Annotated in this window: 21 protein-coding genes; 6 read left to right on the plus strand and 15 right to left on the minus strand. The window is 35.5% G+C overall.

Annotated elements, in window-relative coordinates; translation table 11 throughout:
• The first annotated feature begins 74 nt into the window (after positions 1 to 74).
• Positions 75 to 869 (plus strand): TerC family protein, encoded by a 795-nt coding sequence (locus ACYFX0_RS07610; RefSeq protein WP_000383326.1) that lies wholly within the window; start codon positions 75 to 77, stop codon positions 867 to 869.
• 202 nt (positions 870 to 1,071) lie between these two features.
• Positions 1,072 to 1,923, plus strand: coding sequence for a formate/nitrite transporter family protein (locus ACYFX0_RS07615; RefSeq protein WP_000893035.1), 852 nt, complete (start codon positions 1,072 to 1,074; stop codon positions 1,921 to 1,923).
• A gap of 27 nt (positions 1,924 to 1,950) precedes the next feature.
• On the opposite strand, the gene ACYFX0_RS07620 is transcribed toward ACYFX0_RS07615, so the two are convergent.
• From ACYFX0_RS07620 to ACYFX0_RS07660, 9 genes are all read right to left on the minus strand, one after another.
• Positions 1,951 to 2,262: a cyclic-phosphate processing receiver domain-containing protein gene (locus ACYFX0_RS07620; protein ID WP_001103766.1), complete on the minus strand. Its 312-nt coding sequence runs from the start codon at positions 2,260 to 2,262 to the stop codon at positions 1,951 to 1,953.
• 14 nt (positions 2,263 to 2,276) lie between these two features.
• Entirely contained in the window at positions 2,277 to 2,999 is a 723-nt protein-coding gene (locus ACYFX0_RS07625) for a prepilin peptidase (RefSeq protein ID WP_460270194.1), read from the minus strand.
• A gap of 113 nt (positions 3,000 to 3,112) precedes the next feature.
• The gene (locus ACYFX0_RS07630) at positions 3,113 to 3,823 is read right to left on the minus strand and encodes a LutC/YkgG family protein (protein WP_460270195.1); all 711 of its coding nucleotides are present in this window, start codon (positions 3,821 to 3,823) and stop codon (positions 3,113 to 3,115) included.
• On the minus strand, positions 3,823 to 5,244 hold the full coding sequence (locus tag ACYFX0_RS07635; RefSeq protein WP_000061930.1) for a LutB/LldF family L-lactate oxidation iron-sulfur protein: 1,422 nt from the start codon (positions 5,242 to 5,244) through the stop codon (positions 3,823 to 3,825). The genes ACYFX0_RS07630 and ACYFX0_RS07635 overlap by 1 nt, the downstream gene beginning before the upstream one ends.
• 16 nt (positions 5,245 to 5,260) lie before the next feature.
• Positions 5,261 to 5,980 (minus strand): (Fe-S)-binding protein, encoded by a 720-nt coding sequence (locus ACYFX0_RS07640; RefSeq protein WP_000869152.1) that lies wholly within the window; start codon positions 5,978 to 5,980, stop codon positions 5,261 to 5,263.
• A gap of 168 nt (positions 5,981 to 6,148) precedes the next feature.
• Complete coding sequence (locus ACYFX0_RS07645) at positions 6,149 to 6,838, minus strand: FadR/GntR family transcriptional regulator (RefSeq protein ID WP_254904515.1); 690 nt, start codon at positions 6,836 to 6,838, stop codon at positions 6,149 to 6,151.
• A gap of 332 nt (positions 6,839 to 7,170) precedes the next feature.
• Entirely contained in the window at positions 7,171 to 8,571 is a 1,401-nt protein-coding gene (locus ACYFX0_RS07650; protein WP_000494814.1) for a sensor histidine kinase, read from the minus strand.
• Positions 8,572 to 8,574: 3 nt separating this feature from the next.
• Positions 8,575 to 9,246: a response regulator transcription factor gene (locus tag ACYFX0_RS07655; protein ID WP_001046396.1), complete on the minus strand. Its 672-nt coding sequence runs from the start codon at positions 9,244 to 9,246 to the stop codon at positions 8,575 to 8,577.
• Positions 9,239 to 10,213, minus strand: coding sequence for a YncE family protein (locus ACYFX0_RS07660; protein WP_001234158.1), 975 nt, complete (start codon positions 10,211 to 10,213; stop codon positions 9,239 to 9,241). The genes ACYFX0_RS07655 and ACYFX0_RS07660 overlap by 8 nt, the downstream gene beginning before the upstream one ends.
• Positions 10,214 to 10,340: 127 nt before the next feature.
• On the opposite strand from ACYFX0_RS07660, the gene ACYFX0_RS07665 reads away from it, so the two are divergent.
• The 4 genes from ACYFX0_RS07665 to ACYFX0_RS07680 all read left to right on the plus strand — a co-directional run bounded on the left by ACYFX0_RS07665 (position 10,341) and on the right by ACYFX0_RS07680 (position 15,602).
• Complete coding sequence (locus tag ACYFX0_RS07665) at positions 10,341 to 11,465, plus strand: CdaR family transcriptional regulator (RefSeq protein ID WP_003277264.1); 1,125 nt, start codon at positions 10,341 to 10,343, stop codon at positions 11,463 to 11,465.
• Between the two features lie 117 nt (positions 11,466 to 11,582).
• Positions 11,583 to 12,995 (plus strand): glycolate oxidase subunit GlcD, encoded by a 1,413-nt coding sequence (gene glcD / locus ACYFX0_RS07670; protein WP_460270198.1) that lies wholly within the window; start codon positions 11,583 to 11,585, stop codon positions 12,993 to 12,995.
• Positions 12,992 to 14,320, plus strand: coding sequence for a (Fe-S)-binding protein (locus tag ACYFX0_RS07675; RefSeq protein ID WP_000209615.1), 1,329 nt, complete (start codon positions 12,992 to 12,994; stop codon positions 14,318 to 14,320). Before glcD ends, ACYFX0_RS07675 begins: the two co-directional genes overlap by 4 nt.
• Before the next feature lie 454 nt (positions 14,321 to 14,774).
• Complete coding sequence (locus ACYFX0_RS07680; RefSeq protein WP_000747572.1) at positions 14,775 to 15,602, plus strand: CAP domain-containing protein; 828 nt, start codon at positions 14,775 to 14,777, stop codon at positions 15,600 to 15,602.
• Positions 15,603 to 15,642: 40 nt separating this feature from the next.
• On the opposite strand, the gene ACYFX0_RS07685 is transcribed toward ACYFX0_RS07680, so the two are convergent.
• The 6 genes from ACYFX0_RS07685 to potD all read right to left on the minus strand — a co-directional run bounded on the left by ACYFX0_RS07685 (position 15,643) and on the right by potD (position 21,943).
• Positions 15,643 to 16,248, minus strand: a complete 606-nt coding sequence (locus ACYFX0_RS07685; protein WP_000599007.1) for a DUF1648 domain-containing protein — start codon at positions 16,246 to 16,248, stop codon at positions 15,643 to 15,645.
• A gap of 91 nt (positions 16,249 to 16,339) precedes the next feature.
• Positions 16,340 to 17,263 carry an RluA family pseudouridine synthase gene (locus ACYFX0_RS07690; RefSeq protein ID WP_086389855.1) on the minus strand — a complete coding sequence of 308 codons (924 nt, stop codon included), beginning with the start codon at positions 17,261 to 17,263 and terminating at the stop codon, positions 16,340 to 16,342.
• Positions 17,264 to 17,363: 100 nt separating this feature from the next.
• Positions 17,364 to 17,780 carry a hypothetical protein gene (locus tag ACYFX0_RS07695; protein ID WP_000490302.1) on the minus strand — a complete coding sequence of 139 codons (417 nt, stop codon included), beginning with the start codon at positions 17,778 to 17,780 and terminating at the stop codon, positions 17,364 to 17,366.
• A gap of 102 nt (positions 17,781 to 17,882) precedes the next feature.
• Positions 17,883 to 20,075, minus strand: a complete 2,193-nt coding sequence (locus tag ACYFX0_RS07700; RefSeq protein ID WP_460270200.1) for an MMPL family transporter — start codon at positions 20,073 to 20,075, stop codon at positions 17,883 to 17,885.
• Between the two features lie 111 nt (positions 20,076 to 20,186).
• Positions 20,187 to 20,834, minus strand: coding sequence for a phosphatase PAP2 family protein (locus ACYFX0_RS07705; RefSeq protein ID WP_000727779.1), 648 nt, complete (start codon positions 20,832 to 20,834; stop codon positions 20,187 to 20,189).
• Positions 20,835 to 20,893: 59 nt separating this feature from the next.
• Positions 20,894 to 21,943, minus strand: a complete 1,050-nt coding sequence (gene potD / locus ACYFX0_RS07710) for a spermidine/putrescine ABC transporter substrate-binding protein PotD (protein WP_000772489.1) — start codon at positions 21,941 to 21,943, stop codon at positions 20,894 to 20,896.
• Positions 21,944 to 21,962: the final 19 nt, after the last annotated feature.

Here is a 21,962-nt window from a genome sequence, read left to right on the forward strand (position 1 = left end):
GGAGTATGGGGAAACTAAATAGTGGGGAAATTCTTCACTTATTTAGAACTTATAGAAATGAGAGGAGAATGTACATGGATGTATCATTATTATTGGAGTATGGTTGGGTATTACTCATCCTAATTGCACTTGAAGGAATTTTAGCGGCTGATAACGCTCTTGTTCTTGCAATTATGGTAAAACATTTACCAGAAGAAAAACGAAAGAAAGCACTATTTTATGGATTAGCGGGGGCATTTGTTTTCCGATTCGGATCGTTATTTATGATTTCGTTCTTAGTCGATGTATGGCAAGTGCAAGCAATCGGTGCCATCTACCTTATGTTTATCGCTGGTAATCACTTATTTAAAACGTATGTTAAAAAGAATACGGATGAAGAAACTGAAGAAAAAGAAGCAAAGAAAAAACAAGAGAACTTTTGGTGGACTGTATTTAAAGTTGAGGTTGCTGATATCGCCTTCGCAGTTGATTCAATTTTAGCTGCTGTTGCACTAGCAATGACTTTACCAAAAACAGGATTAGGTACAATTGGTAGTCTTGATACTGGGCAATTCGTTGTTATCTTTGTGGGTGGACTTATCGGATTAATCATTATGCGATTTGCAGCAACTGCTTTCGTACAAATCTTAAAACGTAAACCAGGACTTGAAACTGCAGCATTCTTAATTGTAGGTTGGGTTGGTGTAAAGCTAGCAGTTTATACATTAGCACACCCTGCATTAAATGTAATTCCACATTCATTCCCAGAATCCACTCCGTGGAAGCTTACATTCTGGATTGTATTAGTCGGAATCGCAGTTGGTGGTTGGTTCTTCTCAAAAGAAGTAGAAGTAAAAGTAGAAAAGAATTTAGACGAAAAAGCGCTGTAATTACAGCGCTTTTTCTTTTTGCTTTCTTCCTCTCAATATCCAGAAAAAATTCCATTATACTATCTTTTGTAAACGCTTTCTCAATATATGTATGTCCTTTTTGTGAAACATTGCACAAACTTATTGAAAGTGAGAACAATTCCATGTACTTTATTCATATAAGGAGTATTTATAGAAGATTTACTAAAGGAGCGTATTACTCATGCTAGAACAAGGACTAGATTATGTTGTCAAACTGGCTAAAAGCAAAAAGAAAATGCTAGATACAAACCCAATGCAATATTTCATTCGTGCTGCACTTGCGGGTATTTATATCGGTTTTATTATTGTACTATGTTTTAAATTAGGTAATTTTTTTCACATTGCAGATTCACCAGCAACTTATTTAGCTGCTTCTATGTTTTTCGGGATTGCTCTCGTACTTATTATATATGGCGGTGCTGAATTGTTTACTGGAAACACAATGTACTTTACTGTAGCAACTTTAAGAAAGGAAACAACGATTTCTGATACACTGCGTAACTGGGTTGCTTGTTACGCAGGTAACTTAGGTGGCGCGTTATTCTTTGCCTTACTATTTTACGCAACTGGAATTTTTGAAGCAATTGATCACGGTCACTTAATGAGTAAAGTCGTTGAAGGAAAGATGAACACACCTACAATGCAGTTATTCTTTAAAGCCATTTTATGTAACTGGCTCGTATGTCTTGCTTGCTTCTTACCTTCTCAGGTCAAAGGTGACACAGCAAAAATAATGGTCATGATGCTACTTGTTTTCACATTCTTCTTATCTGGTTACGAACATAGTATTGCAAACTTATCACTCTTTGCTTTATCTTTAGTTTCACCGCATCCTGAGACAATTTCTTTTTCAGGTGCTATTCATAACTTAATTCCTGTTACAATCGGTAACATTATTGGCGGATCAGTATTTGTCGGTATGGTATACCACTACTTAACTAAGAAAACACCTGACGTTCAACAGGAAGAAACTGAAATCGCAGCAGCTCAACAAGAAGAGATTATTCCTTTACAAGCACATATGAAACATTAAAAACTCCAAAGTTTTACTTTGGAGTTTTTAGCTTCCCACATATTTAACAACAAGGTGAGGATTAATTTCTCCTTCTTCCTTTCCCTTATCCAATCTTTGTTTCATCTTATGCATACCGATGATATCATTCGTATGAAGGTGAATTTCATTTACATATAACCCTTCTGTACAAAAGGCTTCTACAAAATCTAGTCCACTTTTTTCTCCCCATCCCATATTAAAATCAAGGGAAAGAATATTCACACCATAATCCCGAACCATTTGTAAGGTACATTCTACTGTAGTTGCCGGCACATACCCGAACGGACAACTTCTTTGATCATCCATATATACGTTCATTTTCTATTCCCTCTCTACTTTGAATATGCGACCAATACATAACATATTGCCCCAAGGCTAATAAAAGGACCAAATGGAATGGGCTTTCGTACTTCTATACGCTTTAATACGATCCCAATCCCGAAAAAACAAAGACTAAAACAAGATGCTAAAAATAAAATGATAAAAACTCCCTTCACTCCTACTATAAACCCAAGCAACGAAAGTAGTTTTATATCTCCACCGCCAAGCCCTTCTGGATATATCTTTTGCATGCAATATAACAAAATGAATATAACACCACTACCAACTATACTATCTGTCCAAGTAACTAATTGTACAAAAACACTTTCGAGAATGAGTAAAACGGCAAATGAAATTAAAATACGATCAGGAATTAACATATATAAGTAATCTGTAAGTGAAATAATAAGAAGTAGCGAAAAAAGGGATAAAATGATAATAAGCTCTCGTTCTATTCCAATCATATACACGGTAAGAAGAAATATACTTCCTGTTATACATTCAAATGCTACATACATAATCGGAATTTGCCTCTTACAATTCGTACAACAGCCTCTTTGTATATAAAATGAAATGATGGGGATTAGTTCTTTTGGCCTTAGCACATATTTACAATAATGACAATGTGAACGCGGGGTAATGATAGACTCCCCTAATGGAACCCTCATCGCAACTAACATAAAAAAAGACCCAAACACCATTCCTGCTAACAGTGCATATAAATAAGTGAACATCCCTTCCTCTCCTTTCCCAAAAAACATAGCAAAAAAAGGAGAGAACTTCTACTTCATATTATCCATTATTCTACTAAAAAAGCAGGCCATTTTCTGGCCTGCTTTCCCCTCTTTTATACGATGAAATATATTACTTTTAATGGTCCATGTACTCCGACAACAAGATTCATCTCAATGTCAGCCGAGTTACTTGGTCCTGTAATAAAGTTAATACAAGATGCCGCTGTCTCGCCATCTTCTACACGTGAGTTCATATCCTGAACTGCTTGTGTAATACGAGGCACAAGTGTTTCACGTGGAATAATAGCTAAATATACAGTCGGTAAAAAATGTAAAGAACGTCCTTGTCCTTTATGACTTTGTACAACAATTGTACCAGATTCAGCTAATGTATAATCACTAAATGCAATACCAATATTCGCTTTTTCAGCTAAACGCATATTTCCGTCTTTTCTCTCTGGATCCCATACGTTTACTTCAACGTCTCGCTTTGGAAGTTCTTCTTTAAATAAAGATGTTAAACCATATGCATCAAAACGCTCATCCGCTGATAATAAAATAGGTCCTCCGCCGTTTTCCATGATTACTTGTTGAAGGTCTTCACGTAAACGTTCATTTGTCGTTTCTACTACAGTTGTATGAATGTTTGTACATTGATTTTTAAACACTTCTAGTAATTCTTCTTGTGAATAATCTTTTAACGTTTCTATATTCACATTACTTTTCCATACTGGACGCTCTACACCTTCTGTTTTACGCGCGCGCCCAAGTTCTTTTGCAATGTTATCTAGAAAGGCATCACGGTTTTGAATTAATCCTGTCATTATTTATCCCCGCCTTTCTTATGATCTTTATACCAATCACGGAATCGTTCTTTACTTGGAGCTGGGAATTCACGAATATCCGTCCAGTTTTTAAGTGGGCCAACACCTTTTGATACACGATTACCAGATGTAAATGGACTCATTGCCGCTGGTGCCATTTTTGAACCCATTTTATATAAAGCAGCTGAAGAAGCACCCATACTAAACATTTTCATCGCTAGTTTTTCTGCAAGTGGTGCACGACCTTCTTGCTCAACGATGACTTGACGATGTTTTAATAATAAATCATGCAATGGAATTTTTACTGGACAAGCTTCTGTACATGCTCCGCATAAACTAGATGCATAAGGAAGCTCTTTATAATCATCATATCCACCTAGAAGCGGTGTTAATACCGCGCCGATTGGTCCTGAATAAATCGATCCATATGAATGTCCACCAACGTGACGATATACAGGACATACGTTAACACAAGCAGCGCAACGAATACATTGTAATACTGAACGGAATTCAGATCCAAGAATTTGAGAGCGACCATTATCAACAACAACTAAATGGAATTCTTCAGGTCCATCAACTTCCTCTTCTTGAATTGGTCCTGCTACTGTTACATAACTTGTTAATTTTTGACCTACTGCACTACGACATAGTAAACCAACTAAAACATCTAATTCTTCCATTGTCGGAACCATACGTTCCATACCCATTACTGCAATTTGTGTTTTCGGAATTGACATAACAAGATCTGCATTACCTTCATTCGTTACTAAACAAAGGGAGCCCGTATTTGCAACAGCAAAGTTACAACCAGTTACACCAATTTCTGCATCCATAAATTTCTCACGAAGTTGTTTACGAACAAACTTTGTCATTTCATACGGGTCATCAGAATTTTCATAGCCTAGCTTTTCTTTAAATACATCGCGAATTTGCGTTCTATTTTTATGAAGTGCAGGTGCAATAATATGTGAAGGTGGATCGTTATCTACTTGCAAGATATACTCTCCTAAATCACTCTCTAACACTTCACAGCCAATCTCTTCAAGCGCATGGTTCATACTGATTTCTTCTGTTACCATCGACTTTGATTTTACTACTTTTTTCGCTTGTTTCTTTTTGGCGACGTCTTGAATATACTTTGCTGCTTCCTCTTTCGTCTTCGCAAAGTACACGTGTCCGCCTCTTTTTGATACATTTTCACTTAACTGCATTAAGTAATAATCAAGATTTTCTAACGTATGTTGACGGATTTGTTCACCTAGTTCACGCCACTCTTCCCAGTTTCCTAATTCATCTGCGGCTTTTAAGCGATTCGTATATAAGCGCGTTTGTGCCGAAGATACTGCTCCGCGCATAAACGAATCTTGAATTCCATCACCAACGCGATCATTAAATTTTTTCTCACTGATTTTCATAGACATAGCTTATGTTCCCCCTTCATGAGCGACTATTCAGTACCTCAGCAATATGCATTACTTTTACTTCTTTTCCTAAACGCTCAATACGTCCGCCAATGTTTAACAAACACCCACAATCTGCACCGATTAAATAATCTGCACCTGTTTCCATTACACTATCTACTTTTTCATCTACCATTTGCTCAGAGATTGGAGTCATCTTAACTGAAAACGTTCCCCCAAACCCACAACAATTTTGCACGTTTGGCAAATCTCTCACAGTTAATCCTTTTACATTTGATAATAAAATCCCTGGTGCTTCTTTTACTCCGAGCATACGTGTCATATGACATGATTTATGAATAGTAGCTATCCCTGATAAACTTGCACCAACATCTGTAACTTTTAAAACATCTACAATAAACTGTGTAAATTCATAAGTTTTATCAGCAACTTTTTGTGCACGTTTAGCCCACTTTGGATCATCTTTGAAAACATGCGGATACTCATGAAACATTGTCGCACACGAGCCAGATGGTGTAACAATATATTCTGCATCTTCAAAAGTTTCAATCATATGTTTCATCGCTTCTTTTGCTGCTTCTACATGGCCGCTATTATAAGCAGGCTGACCACAACAAACTTGTGCTTCTGGAAATTCAATTTCACAACCTAAACGCTCCAACACTTCAACTGTTGCTTTACCGACATTTGTTTCAAACATATCGACTAAACAAGTAACAAATAAAGTAACTTTCATAACTATTACTCCCCCTTTTTACAACTTCGCCAACAAACATATGGTCATCAGATGATTGAGTAGAGAAGAAATAGGCTCAACCATGGCCTATCCTCTCCCTCTCCTAAAGAAAACGCTTACTTAATCTCTCTCTATTTTATCAGAAAATTAAATTTTTAAAAGATTAAATTACGAATTTATATCGTTTTTACCTGTGACAATATGTTCTACATTTGTTAAATGATCTAGCATTGCTTGCTGCGCTAATTCTACATCTTGTTTTAACACCGCATCATATATAACTTGATGCTCTTCTATAAGTCGTTCTGATGTCGTTTGTTCACCATATAAAATAATGCGTCTTGATTCACCAATTGTTTCAGCAATCATCTCTGAAACATGATTCATGAGTTCAAGCAAAATGTTATTATGCGAAGACTCTGCAATTCCCATATGAAATTGAAAATCAGCTTTTTCGCCAGCCTTTTCATCTCCAATGCTCTTTGCCATTTCATCTAACCAATGTTTCATATTTTGTAAATTATCTTCCGTACGTTTTGCCGCCGCTACTCGAACTGCCCCCACTTCAAGCACCTTTCGTACTTCTAATAAATTCAAAATATCTTCTTTCTTCATTAATAATCTATTGTTTAATGATTTTGTTAATGAAGAAGAATCGAAGTTCTTCACATATGTACCTTCTCCTTGTTTCATCTCAATTAAGCCCATCGCTCTTAGCGCACTTAGCGCTTCACGAACAGCAGATCTGCCAACTTGAAACTGCTCAGCTAATTGATGCACAGGGAGTAGTTTGTCACCAGGTTTTAACGTACCATTTTTAATCATTGTTAAAATAGCTTCAGATACTTCTTCGTAAATTTTTTTCGGTTTAATAGATTTGTACTCCAGTTAAATCACCTCAGTATCTTCCAAACAACAATTGAAACGATTTATAAGAACTTTGCATCATAACTATTTTAGACCGAATTGATAAGAAGTACAAATGTTTTGTTCATAAAATAGTCAAATTTCCGATATTTATTACATATTAATTTATATTTTTACGTATAAAGTGAAACTTTAATCAGTAGGTTTTTTTTTCATCCCCCACCTAACTTCTTTGCTTCCGCTGAATTTTGAGGTGGGGGGCTTACTGCCCGGCAAATAGCGAGATAAATATTCCCTTCAATATAAAGAACATGTCCTAAAAATTAGAACATGCCCACCTCATCCTGTACATTCAGTTTAATAATAACCGTTGTTCCCTTATCTTTTTCACTTTTAATTTTCCACTGTCCACCATGTATATGAACAATTTGTCTCACAATAGCAAGGCCTAAACCTGTTCCACCATGTTGACGACTTCTCGCTTTATCAACTCGGTAAAAGCGCTCGCCAAGATTTTCTAAATGCTCTATATCAATGCCAATTCCTGTATCTTTTATTTTTAATTCACAGTAATCATCGATTTGCTCTAAAGTTATAACGATATTTCCATTTTGATTTGTATACCGTATCGCATTATCTAACACATTATGAAGCACTTGTTGCATACGATCCTCATCAATCATGACAATGACCTCTGGATTTAAATTGGTTGAAATATGAATTTCCTTTTCTATAAACTTAATCTCATACGTATCTAATACGTCTTCAATCAGCTGTGAAAAAACGATAGGTTGCTTCTTTAACGGAAAGTGCTCACCTTCTAATTGCGCTAAGTCTAACAAGTCATGAACGAGACGCTGCATACGACCTGCTTCTTTATGAATTAGCTGCGTTACTTTTTCCTGCTGTGGTCCCTTTGCAACGCCATCTAAAATAGCCTCGCTATACCCTTTTATATAACTAAGTGGTGTTCTAAGTTCATGCGAAACATTTGCTAAAAATTCCTTACGCTTTACATCTTCTGTTTCCAATGAATTTGCCATTTTATTAAATGCTTTTCCTAGTCGTCCAATTTCATCCTCTGAAGAAACGGTAATCCGCTCCGAGAAATCTCCCGTAGCCAAATGGTTTGCAACCCGCTCCATTTGCGAAAGCGGCTTCGTTATTGCAATTATAATTTTTCTTCCAACCCATATCGTAATTAAAATCATCGCAATTGCTAGTGGTGCTAAAATAAGACCCATATCATATATTAAGTCTTTTATACTTTTTAAAGGAATATAAGAATATACAATTCCGACTAATTTTTTATTTTCCAATACAGGGATGACAACCCCCATAATATTACGTTCAAAATGTTCTTCATATCCTATCTTTGTCACAGTTTTCCCATCTAATAGCGTTTGCCTATCTCCTTCACTTATAAGAGAATGATGATGCACATCAAAAGGTAAACATGCACTTAAATCACGCGGATTAGACACGAAAAGAACGTCTGAACTAGATATTTGATCAAATGATCTTACTTTCTCTTCAAAAATTGATATTCCTTCGCGCTTATCATACTGAGCAGCAAGATTTTTCCCTTCCATTACTAATGAACCTTTTAAATTATCAACGTATAGTTTTTCATATGAGTATAAAGATACGAAATAAAGAAAGGACACTGTTACACATACTGCACACACTACTGTAAGCCAAAGTTTTTGTACCATCGTAAACATACGTTACACCTCGAATTTATAGCCTACACCCCAAACAGTTTGAATGTAGTTTCCACTTTCTCCAAGCTTCAAGCGCATCGTTTTCACGTGCGTATCTACTGTTCTTGTACTTCCCGCATAATCATATCCCCATACCTTTTCAAGTAATTGTTCCCGGCTAAATACTTGTCCTGTATGCTGACAAAGAAAATATAGTAAATCAAACTCTTTTACTGTAAGAGAAATCGGCTCACCATCCGCCTCTATTCGTCTACTTTTTTCATTGATAAGAATTGGTCCAAATTGAATCTCTTCTTGCTGTTCTTGCTTTGTATATCTTCTTAACACAGCTTCCATACGGGCAACCAATTCACCAGGACTAAACGGTTTTACAATATAATCATCCGCTCCCATACGTAAGCCGTTCACCCTATTCCACTCTTCACCTTTTGCGGTTAAAAATATAATCGGCACATCTGACGTTTTTCTAATTTCTTTACAAACTGAAAGTCCATCCATTTCTGGCATCATAATATCTAATACAACGAAATCATAATGATCTGTTTCTAGTTTTTTAAGAGCCTCTTTTCCATTTTCAGCTTCTCCCCACTCATATCCGAAGTTGTCCAAATACATTCCAACAAGCTGCCTCATATCACTTTCATCATCTACAACTAGCACTCTATATTTATTCATTATCCTTCCCTTCCCTCTCTATGAGTTGAAACGGTCCTTTTCCGACTTTAATTGTTTGTTTTATTTTCAAATTCTTCATATCCATAACGCACACTTCATCACTATCATAACTTGCTACATATCCTTCTGCTCCGCTCTCCAAAAATGCAAATGGATTCGATCCTACTTCTACAGAAGCTATTTCTTTATATGTGCTAATATCAAACTTTCTAAGTGTGTTCGAACCATGACTTAGTGCATATACGTACTTACTATCCTTCGTTATATTCACAGGCATAAATGGAGCGTGTAAAGAGCGCACCATTTCTCCCCCCTGTAAAGAATACACTAACACTTTCTCATTTACTTGATTTCCATCACCATGTCCGCCAATCCATATTTCTTTCCCATCAGGACTAATCGTTGCTCCGGTTGATGCTGGCGGAATCATAAAGGATTGAACAACTTCTTTTTTCTTCGTATCAATTGTCGTTAGTTTCGTATCATAAAAGTTTAGTACAGATAACCGATTATGATACTCTACCATCGTTATAGGACCTTTTCCTGTTGAAACATTTCCTGTCTCTTTCCCATTTATCGTAAAGAACCTTACCTTTTGAACATTTTGATCGGCAGCAAATAATTGCTTTTTATCTTCTGATACGACCACATTTACAATGCCCTTTCCAGTTTTATATTTTTCCACTTGCCTTCCTTCCGCCAATGAATATACATACATATATTCTAATTGCTTACCGTATACAAGGATTTCCTCACCGTTTGGAAGCAGTGTGATTCCGGCCATTGGCTCATTTAGTTCCCATGTCGTGATTAACTTTTTATTTTTTTTATCAATAAAACTAATGCTGCCTTCTTTTATATTCGTTGTTATAATAACATTTTTATCTTTAGCAATTGGTGTATATGAACTTCCTTGACACCCTACTAATAGAAATAAAAAACAGAGAAGAAAAACATACTTTCTCAAAAGATTCCCTCCATCTTCGGATGATTTCGTTATAATTGTAAAATAACAAATAAATGTGTGGAAAGTGTGAAATTTTCCTTTCTTACTCAATTTACATATATAATGTACAACAAATAGAATTTGAGGTGTGTCAATTATGCTATTTCCTGATTTAGCGAATAAAATTGTACGAGAAGTACGCAGACTAATTACAGAGAATATTATTATTATTAATATACAAGGCGTTATTATTGCAAGTACAGATACAGAAAGAATTGGTCAATTTCATGAAGGTGCACTCCGCTGCGCTAACCAAAAGAAAACTGTCATCATTACAACAGAAGATGAAAGGCAGTTGCAAGGTGTAAAGGCTGGAATGAATCTTCCTTTATTATTTCATGACGAAGTAATTGGTGTTATTGGAATTACAGGAGAACCTGAAAATATTTCACGCTATGGAGAAATATTGCGTAAGATGACCGAGTTATTAATTCATGAAAACTACTTTTTAGAGCAACTAGAACTTGAGCACCGTTCTTATGAAGCTTTCGTCTTTGATTGGCTTCAAAATACAGAATGGTCTCCAAGTTTTCTCGATCGCGCCAAAACACTTGGCATTGATTTATATAAGAAGAAACAACTTATTTTGTTTTCTATTGGAAAAAATGACACGATGCTCCAGCGTAAAATATGGCAACATATACGCAATATATTAACAAAAGAGCATCTATTTGTTCGGTGGGGAAATGATCGTTTTATTTTATTTACAGCGATGAGCTCCAACGAGCAAACATACCAATTTTTAAAACGATTAAAACAAGACTGCGAAGCTTTATTTTCTATTCCTTTATATATCGGGATTGGACAAACAGTTACCCCAAACAATATGAACATATCTTACGAACAAGCATTACGTGCTCTTTCTGTATCATTAGAAACGAAACAAATTGTATTTAATGAAGATTTACGTTTAGAAATGTGTTTACAAGATATTTCTGCCGAAACGCGTGAACAATTTCTAGAGCGTACCATCGAAAACTTACTATCATCTCCTGAGCTTATGCACACCTTACGCTTATTTATCGATTATAACCAATCTTATAAACAGACAGCTAAACAATTACATATACACATTAACACATTACATTACAGGCTAAAAAAGATTGAAGAGCATACAGGACTTGATCCAAAACAATTCAAAGACTTAAACGTTTTATACTTCGCACTCCTCCTATTAGATAATCATACAAAAAAGAACGATAAAACAGATTAATCTTTAGATGATTACACATAGAAAGAATCCCTTTACTTTTTTATCATTATAATGAAAGCACTGTTACCACGTTGTTTATTATAACTAAACACGTTAACAGTTTGAGGGGGATTTCCAATGTTAGAAAAGCAAATTATTCATTCATTCGTATCTATTGTTGGCGAAGATAATGTAGATACATCCAATATGGGGCGTTTAACTTATAGTTATGATGCCACTCCAAACTTCCAAGCAATGCCTGATGCAGTCATTGCTCCACGTAATACAAATGAAGTAGCTGAATTGTTAAAGGTATGTAACACTCACAAAATTCCTGTGTATGTTCGTGGGTCTGGAACAAATCTTTGCGCAGGAACATGTCCACTTGAAGGCGGTATCGTCCTTATTTTCCGCCATATGAACAATATTTTAGAAATTGATGAAGAAAACTTAACAATTACTGTACAAGCTGGTGTCATTACACTTGATATTATTAAAGCAGTAGAAGAAAAAGGTTTATTTTATCCGCCAGATCCAAGTTCGATGAAGATTTCTACAATCGGCGGCAATATTAATGAAAATTCAGGTGGGTTACGCGGCTTGAAATATGGCGTAACACGTGATTATGTAATGGGGCTTGAACTTGTCTTACCAAATGGTGATATTATTCGTACTGGCGGCAAATTAGCAAAAGATGTAGCTGGTTACGATTTAACTCGTTTATTTATCGGCTCTGAAGGAACACTTGGCGTGGTAACAGAAGCGATATTAAAACTTGTTCCTATGCCTGAAACAAAGAAAACAATGCTTGCACTCTATGAAGATATTAATGAAGCTGCACGTGCTGTTTCTTCTATTATTGCAAATAAAATTATTCCAGCAACTCTGGAATTTTTAGACCAACCGACAATTGAAGTAGTAGAAGAGTTTGCACAAATCGGTTTACCTACAGATGTAAAAGCAATTTTATTAATCGAACAAGACGGCCCGCCCGAAGTAGTCAATCGAGATATTGAAAACATGGCTAACGTTTGCCGCTCTATGAATGCAGTTGATGTTCGCATTGCAAAAGATGAAACGGAAGCAGATGCACTTCGTACCGCTCGCCGTAGTGCACTATCAGCGCTCGCACGATTAAAACCTACTACAATATTAGAAGATGCAACTGTACCACGTTCACAAATCGCTCCGATGGTTGAAGCTATTAATGCCATTGCAAAAAAATATAATATTCCTATTTGTACGTTTGGACACGCTGGTGACGGTAACTTACATCCAACTTGTATGACAGACGCTCGTAATGCAGAAGAAATGCACCGAGCTGAACAAGCTTTTGCTGAAATATTTACGAAAGCAATTGAACTTGGTGGCACAATTACTGGTGAACATGGTGTTGGTGCGATGAAAGCTCCATATTTAGAAATGAAATTAGGTAAAGAAGGTATTGCAGCTATGCAAGGAATAAAGCAAGCTTTCGATCCAAATAACATTATGAATCCTGGAAAAATGTTCGCGAAAGACACTCGAAAAAGAGTGGTGGTTGAGCGATGACCACATTAAATAAAGAAAATATTCAAAAAGAATTTAAAGAACGATTAAGTGAAGATGAATTACTAAACTGTATGCGATGCGGTTTTTGTTTACCTACTTGTCCTACCTACATTCAATCCGGATATAAAGAGTCACATTCACCGCGCGGACGTATCGCATTAATGAAAGCTATCGTTGATGGTTTAATCGAACCAGATGAAGATGTTGAAAATACATTAAACGTTTGTCTTGGTTGCCGTGCTTGTGAGCCTGTTTGTCCATCTGGTGTAAATTATGGACATTTATTAGAAGAAGCTCGTGATATTATTAATCAAAATAAAAAATTCTCAATGCCAGTGAAAGCTGTTCGAAAAGTCGTTTTTGAAGGATTGTTCCCCCATCAAAATCGAATGAGAACATTAACAGGACTAATTGGATTTTATCAACGTTCTGGTTTACAAACACTAACACATAAAACAGGTATTATGAAGTTATTCCCTGAAACACTTGCAACGATGGATCTCATTTTGCCAAAAGTGCCAAAAATGAAAGCAATGAAAGATCGTCCTTCATTTTTACCTGCAGAAAGTACAAAGAAAAAACAAGTTGCATTCTTCACAGGCTGCTTAATGGATACTATGTTTTTAGAAACAAATAACGCAACGATGAAACTTCTTCAATTAGCTGGTTGTGATATCGTTATTCCGAAAACACAAAGTTGCTGCGGTGCATTGCATGGACATGCTGGTGAAAAGAGTGGAGCAAAAGAATTAGCAAAGCGAAATATAAAGGCATTCGAAGATTTAAACATCGACTATATTATTACGAATGCAGGTGGTTGCGGAGCTTACCTCGTAGACTATGATTATCTTTTAAAGGATGATCCAGAGTGGGCTGAACGTGCTAAGCAGTTTGTTTCTAAGATTAAAGATATTACTGCTATACTAGTAGAACTAGACTTCCATAAGCGAACTGATTTACGACTCACGCAGCAAATTATTACGTATCAAGACTCTTGTCATTTACGCAATGTTATGCGCACAGCTTCTGAACCTCGTATGTTACTAGAGGCTATCCAAGGTGCAACATATCGTGAAATGAAAGATGCGGACCGCTGCTGTGGCTCTGCTGGTATTTACAATATTGTTCATTCAGAGTTATCAATGGAATTTCTAGATTACAAAATGGACCGTGTGCATGAAACAGACGCAGCAACCATTGTTACTGCAAATCCAGGTTGTTTATTACAAATGAAATTAGGAATTGAGCGAGAAGGGCTTTCTCATAAAATGAGAGGAATTCACATTGTAGATTTATTATTAGAAGCAATTGAAACTAACTCGTAACATACGTAATAATAGGAAAACGGCTATCTCCTTCGTCTATGTAAAGAGATAGCCGCTTTTTTGTCTGCTACAACATTAAAAATATGTTACTTTATTATAAAAAAGAACAACAGAAACATTACAGTTTTGTAAAAATCAATCCATTATATTCCTCAAAAAATCGCTCAAACCATTGATACAATAGGATTCTTTATTTTCTTTTTAGGTAAATTTATCCAAAAAACCCTCTTAAAATCAAGTATAAAAACACTATAAATTCCTTTTATACTCTATATTTCTCTTATTTTTGCTCACTTCTTCTCTTAGGATAAATTAGGTAATTTTAAAGTCTATGAATTTTTTTCCATCTTTTTTCTCGCAAATTGTATGCTACGATGAATTTGTCAGTCAGACAGGCTGTCAAAAACAAATCGTGTGAAAACAAATTAAAACTTTATATAGGGGGACACACATCATGAAAAAGCGTGTTTTATTATCTGTAGCTGCTGCAACAGCTCTTACTTTAGGAGTATCTTCTCTAGATGCACAAGCTGCAACAGTACAACCATCTAACATTAAGGTTCAAAATATTCAGCATTCAAAAGTAATGATGAAACAAATGAACCAACAAGAATTACAGGCATTCTTACAATCTATGGGCGTTGAGTCATTAGCGCAATGGCAACAAGGAAACTTCCAACCAAATTGCATTATTCCTGGTCAACAACCTACTGAAAATGTTGTAACTGAGCAACCAACAGCTAAGCCAGAAACTCAAAAGCCTGCTGAGCAAAAACCTGCCGAGCAAAAGCCTGCTGAAGAAGTTCAAAAACCAGAAGCTCAAAAGCCTGCTGAAAACAACAATACTCAAAAACCTGCTGAACAAAAACCTGCTGAGCAAAAGCCTGCTGAAGAAGCAAAATCTTTAAGCGAGTTCGAACAACGTGTTGTTGAATTAACAAACGCTGAGCGTACAAAGCAAGGCTTACCAGCACTAAAAATCGATACTGAATTAAGCAAAGTAGCACGTATTAAGTCTGAAGACATGCAAAAAAACAACTACTTTGATCATAACAGCCCTACATACGGGTCTCCGTTTGACATGATGAAGAAATTTGGTATTTCTTATACATCTGCAGGTGAAAACATCGCTCAAGGCCAACGTACACCTGAAGAAGTAGTACAAGCTTGGATGAACAGCGCTGGACACCGTGCAAACATCTTAAATAACGGCTTCACTCACATCGGTGTTGGTTATGTAGAAAGCGGCAACTACTGGACACAACAATTTATTACAAAGTAAATAGATTAAAAGAGTCTTCTCATAATGAGAAGACTCTTTTTCAAGTTTCATAGCTTTCTATTATGTATGAATAGAAAATATAAAACATAAACAACATAGATCCACAGCTTATTACACTAAGCAATATATAAAATCCCCACTCTAAGTTCAAAAACAATGAAAACAATATGCCACATGCCATCACTTGAAAAATCCGTCTACTTACTAAACGAATTTTTTGTAATTTAATTGGATCTTTTTCTTTGCCTTTTATTTTCTTAAATTCTTTACTCAGCATAAAAAGAAACATACTAATCCCAATCGTTAATCCTGTTTGAAAGAATATAAAATCTCCAAAATTAATCAAGAGAATAAGCATATGAATAAACAACATAAATAATGTAATTTTCTTTATAAATCCGCCTATAATACAATGCTCTCTTTCATTAAACTTAAATATATTATGTGAAATAATATACAAAAATCCATATGAAAAAATAATAAAACAAGGAATAAATGCTACAACAACTTGTTTACTCATAAACTCGTTTGGCTCACCATTTACGTTCCAATGTACTGCCATACGATTTGGTAAATAGGGGTAAAGACATAGAGTAACTAAAAGACAAGCGAAAAATATCCCAAGTACATACTTATATTTGATCAAGTAATTCTCACCTCTCTTTTCTCTTAACGGCTTCGCTTCTTTTAGAGAAATCCCTGCAAAAATCTACTTTTTTCAAATTAAAACTTATACTTTACGCATTTTCTTTTTGAAATTCTTTTATTTTATTATTTAATTTTGTAGGAAACGGCACATCAACTTCAATCGCTTCTTTCGTAATTGGATGCAAGAAATTTATCTTCATCGCATGTAATGCTTGACTGGACATATATTTTGTTTGCCCACCATATAATACATCCCCAACTAGTGGATTACCATTATGACTCATATGAACACGAATTTGATGCGTTCTACCCGTTTCTAATTGTAACGTTACGAAAGTCGTGTTTTGCTTCTTAAAATACTTTTCTACTTTATAATATGTGATAGCTTGGTCACCTTTTGGAGAAATACGACGCCTTGTAGCATGATGGCGATCCCTTCCGATAGCAGCATCAATCGTTCCTTGTTTCTTCTTTACTTTCCCTTCAACGAGCGCTGCGTACGTTCTTTTAATTTTTCGTTCCATTAATAAACGATCCATAATTGCACCAGCAATTCTATGCTTAGCAAACACGACACCACCTGTCGTATCTTTATCTAAACGATGAATATGACGAACCTTCGTCTCTAAACCTTGCATTTGAAAATGAAAAGCAACAAGATTTGCAAGCGTCCCGTTTCCACCTTTTTCAGCAGGATGTGTGTCCATTTGCTCTGGTTTATTTACGATGAGTACGTGATCATCTTCGTATACTACATGTAATTCACCATATTCTGGATCTACACCGTACTCTTCCTCCGCAAACATATGAACTTGTAACTTATCGTTCTCTTTTAAAAGCTCATTCCATCTTCTTTGTTCCCCGTTAACCGTAACACCTTTTTCCATACGAAGCTGATGTAATAGCTTTTTCGGTATTTCCCATTCTACTTTTAATACCGATTCAATACTTATACCATTCCATTTAGCTGGAATGGTAATTTCACACCATTCGCCCTTTTTCTTTGTTTCCATACTGTTTATCACCTTATTTCTATTGATTCTCTCATTGTAACGGAAAACACACTTTGATGCACCGTCAAAAATAGAGGACAGTCTTATAATAGACTGCCCCTCAAGCTCTAAGCCTTTTCATTTCTAACAATACTTCTTCAGCTTTTTGTTCATACGATAAATCTTTAAAGAAATCTGCCAACCTTTTATAATCATTGTAAGCATCTAATAAATCGTCCATCCTTTCTATTTTCATCACTTGTTGTTTTTGTTTCATTTTTACTGGATAACGATAACCTGATACTTCTTGTATTTTGTAATACTCATCCTCTACTTGAACGACCTTTACAAGTTCTTCCTCCTCTGCATCCATCGTATACCCGTCAAATTCTCTAAGTAGTTCATAAATGATATGAGTCCATTCATCTTTTGGATAAAATCCCTTTTCTAACCGATAACCGACAATGCGATACATATGCCCATCGTTTTCTGCAAACTGTACTGTATCATTTAACTTAAACTTAAAATAACGAAACATTGCCTTCACCTACTTGTATGTAATGTTCTTATCACATACTATTTGCAAAATGTAGGTCTTGCTATTCATAAAAAAATGCTCATCAATATGATGAGCATTTTTTTATGATGATTTTTCTCGTTTTTTTCGAAATGGCAACCACCAGTTCCAGTCTCCAAATAACTTCATTAAGCTTGGTACGAGCATAAGACGAATAATTGTTGCATCAAGAAATATTGCTAATGCGACGCCTAGCCCCATCTGCTTTACTGGTAAAATATCAGTAAATGCGAATGCACCCGTTACAACAATCATTATTAAAGCAGCTGATGTAATGATTCTACTTGTTGAAACGAGCCCTTCTAACGTTGCTTGATCGTTATCTCCTGTTTCTTCATAGAGCTCATAAATGCGTGAAATAAGAAATATTTCATAATCCATACTAAGCCCAAATACGAGGCCAAAAATGAAGATTGGTAAGACAAACAGAACCGGACTCGCTTCTAAACCGAAATGACCACCTTCAAATAACCAAACAACAATTCCAATAGTTGCACTTAAACTAAGTATATTCATAATAATTGCCTTAATTGGAATGAGTATAGATCGGAATGCAAATAATAATATAACAAAGGTCGATCCAAATATAACAGACATACCAATTACAACTTTATCTTTAATTTCATCTTCTAATTCTTGTTGAAACGTCGTCATTCCGCCTAGATAATACGTAACATCCGTTTCTTTATAGTTCTTTTTAAAGTCACGCACCCACTGTTTTGCAGTCTCTGTACGTGGTTTTGTTTTCAAAAAGACTTCTATCGTCGTCTTATTCCCTTTCGTGTATGCTTCAAATACAGGAGTTAGTTTCGCTGACTCTGGCGACTGCAATATTCCAACAACTTGATCTGCTTTCATTCCAGTTAACCCGTCGTATAAACTTCTTACTTCATGTACTTTCTTATCATCTTTTAACTTTTGAACGACTTCTTCTATCTTTTGTAGACTTTCTTTTTCTTTCATATCTTCTTTCGTCTCTACAACTAACATAACATCAGCGTGTGTTTTGACAGTTTCATTAAATGCTTCTTCATACTTTTCATATGCAATCCTTGTATCACTCTTTTCAGGTAAAGCTTCAACACCAGGGAACTGCAAATTAGCTGTACGTAACGGCAATAAGCAAATAACAATAAATGTTGTAACAACAATAATCATTGCGATTGGATGTTTCATTACAAATTGTGCAAATTTACGCCATGCTTTTGCCCGCGTATGTGCTACTTGATTCTTTTTTAATATTCTTTTACCTATTAACGATAATAGCGCTGGAAGAAGTGTGAGTGAGAATAAAATACTCATAATCACAACAATCATTCCGCTAATCGCGACAGATTGAATATAATCTATCTTAAAGAAAAACAAACCTGACAACCCAACAAATACGCATAATCCTGAAAATACAATTGCACGTCCTGCCGTCTGATATGTAATTGCTATCGCTTCTTTTACCGTTCGTTTAGCAACTTCCTCTCGAAAACGGTTCACAAATAATAGCGCAAAATCAATAGATAGTGCAAGTCCAATCATCGGTGCAACGTTTAACACGAAAATAGAAAGTTCTTTATCCACACCGATAAAATACAATATACCCATCGTGCTAATAACACTAAGCGCCCCATTCAAAATCGGTAAAATTGATGCCAAAAGGCTACCAAACGAAAATAGTAATACAAGAAACGCAATTGGTAATCCAATCATTTCTGCTACTTTTAAATCATTTTGCGTTCTTTCATTAATCTCTTGATTAATTTTCGGAAATCCTGTAGGTGTTACTTTTAATGCTACATTACTTTCTTTCTCAATCTCATCAGCAAATTGTAATGTCTTTTCCATTCTTTCTTTATTTGTTTTCCCGGAAAATAAAATTGTCGCATAACCGATATCACCTTGTAGCATTTCTTTATTTTGGATTGGGTGATGGAAAGATTCATAGTTCTCTTTCTCTTGAACATTCTTTACAATTTCATCTATTCGTTTTTTAAATTCCTCATGCGAAGCATCTTTATTTTTCTCAAAAACGAGCAGAAGCGTATCTTGAGACCTCTTAAAATCTTTATCTAAAATTTCTTTTGTTTTTTGATAGTCGCCTTCCGTTTGGAAACCGTCACCACCTAATACTCCCGGTAGCTTTGGAGCAAAAATCCCAAGTGCGATTGCGAGCAACAGTAACGCTACAATTACTGTATAACGAAATTGATACAAAAAAGCTCCTAACTTGCCCCACTTATCAACTTTATGAACATTTGTCTTCACACATTTTCACCTACTTTAAATAATTCAATTGTCACTTATACTGTATCATATCTTTATACAAACAAAAAACGCCTAGGAACACTATAATGATAGTTTTTCCAGGCGTTTTTTCTATCTCTCTTTATTAAACCCCAATCTCTCAGTAAGTAAACGATGATAGTAAATAGCGATAACTAACAAAATACCACCTACGCAGTAACCAGCTAAAATATCAGTTGGGTAATGTACATTTAAAATGACTCTACTTAATCCAATCGATAGAATTACTGTGCCCATCAAAATCGTTGTGACACATTTCCCAGCTATGCTTTTCAAATTAGCAGCAATGATATAAGCAAGAAATCCAAATGTCATAATTGATAGCATTGCATGTCCACTAGGAAAACTATATCCAAGTGCATCTAGCGCTTCATTTAATGACGGACGTTCTCTCTGTACAATCTCTTTTATCCCTTTATTCACAAGATGTGTTATTAAAATTCCCAGTGGATACACAATCATCGTAGCATAATAACGCTTCTTCCAAAAAACAAGCAAACTTATAACGAGCGTAGCGACTATCCCAATTGCTGATCCCAATTTTGTAAAGTACGAGAAAAATGTAAGGGAACTCTCCGTTTGTAGCCCTTTTACTAATCCACGGACATATGTATCCATCACGGTAACGCCACCTGCATGTACGCGCCAAGCAACAATACCAAATACAGCAAATAATAAAGCAATACACATTATCTCATATTGATGTAACTTCTTCTTCAAACGATTTCCTCCTACTATGAAAAAATGCGATTTCTACTTTAGAAACCGCATTTCCTTACTTATTTACCTTTTGTTTTTAGCTCTGTCCAGTAACGATCATAGTCTTTTAACTTATCATCTACATCAACAAGCCATTCTGTACGATCTAACTCTTCTTTCGTTAAGAAAATCATGTGATTATCACGGTATTCTTTACTATGAAGAGGATGAGCTTTTTCATTTGGATTACTGTAACCAATTGACTCGTAGTTTTTCACACTTACTTTTTCATCTAGTAAGTAGTTCATAAATTTCTCAGCAAGCTCTTTATGTTTTGCACCTTTTGGAATTGCTAACGTATCAGCCCAAATTGTGCCGCCTTCTTTTGGTACAACGTATTCTACATCTTTATTATCTTTTGCGATAAATGCTGCATCTCCAGACCAAACTGTTCCGATCCAAGCATCTTCTGTAATGAATTTTTGTTTAATGTTGTCTGTATCAAATGCTAATAAGTTTGGAAGCAGCTTCTTTAAATCATCTGCTGCTGTCTTTAACTCTGCATCTTCTTTCGTACTGTTTGAGAAACCGTGCTTCTTAAGACCCATTCCTAATACTTCACGAGAATCGTTTAGTAACGTTACATGTCCTTTATATTTCTCATTCCATAAGTCAGCCCAGCTTGTAGGTGCTTCTTTCACATACTTTTTATTGTATGCAATCCCTGTTACACCCCAAGTGTACACTAAAGAATATTTATTCTCTGGATCAAACGCCGGTGTTTTGAAATTAGAAACCATGTTTTCGATATTTGGGATATTCTTTTTATCTAACGGCGCTAATAAATCCATTTTCGCCATTGTTTTAACCATGTAATCAGATGGCTGAATTAAATCATACTTTGCGCCACCAGCTTGTAATTTCGCAAGCATTTCTTCGTTACTTGCGTACTTATCATAGTTAATTTTCACATTATATTTCTTTTCAAAATCTCTTAGCACTTGCTCATCAAAATTGTCAGCCCAGCTATAAATATTTAATTCTTCTTTTTTTTCACCACAACCAGCAAGTACACCAGCAACAAGGCTAAAGCTAATTGCTGCGCCAGCTATTCTTTTCATTAATTTCATCGGTTTATTACCCCCTCGT

This window comes from Bacillus sp. NEAU-Y102, assembly GCF_054788175.1.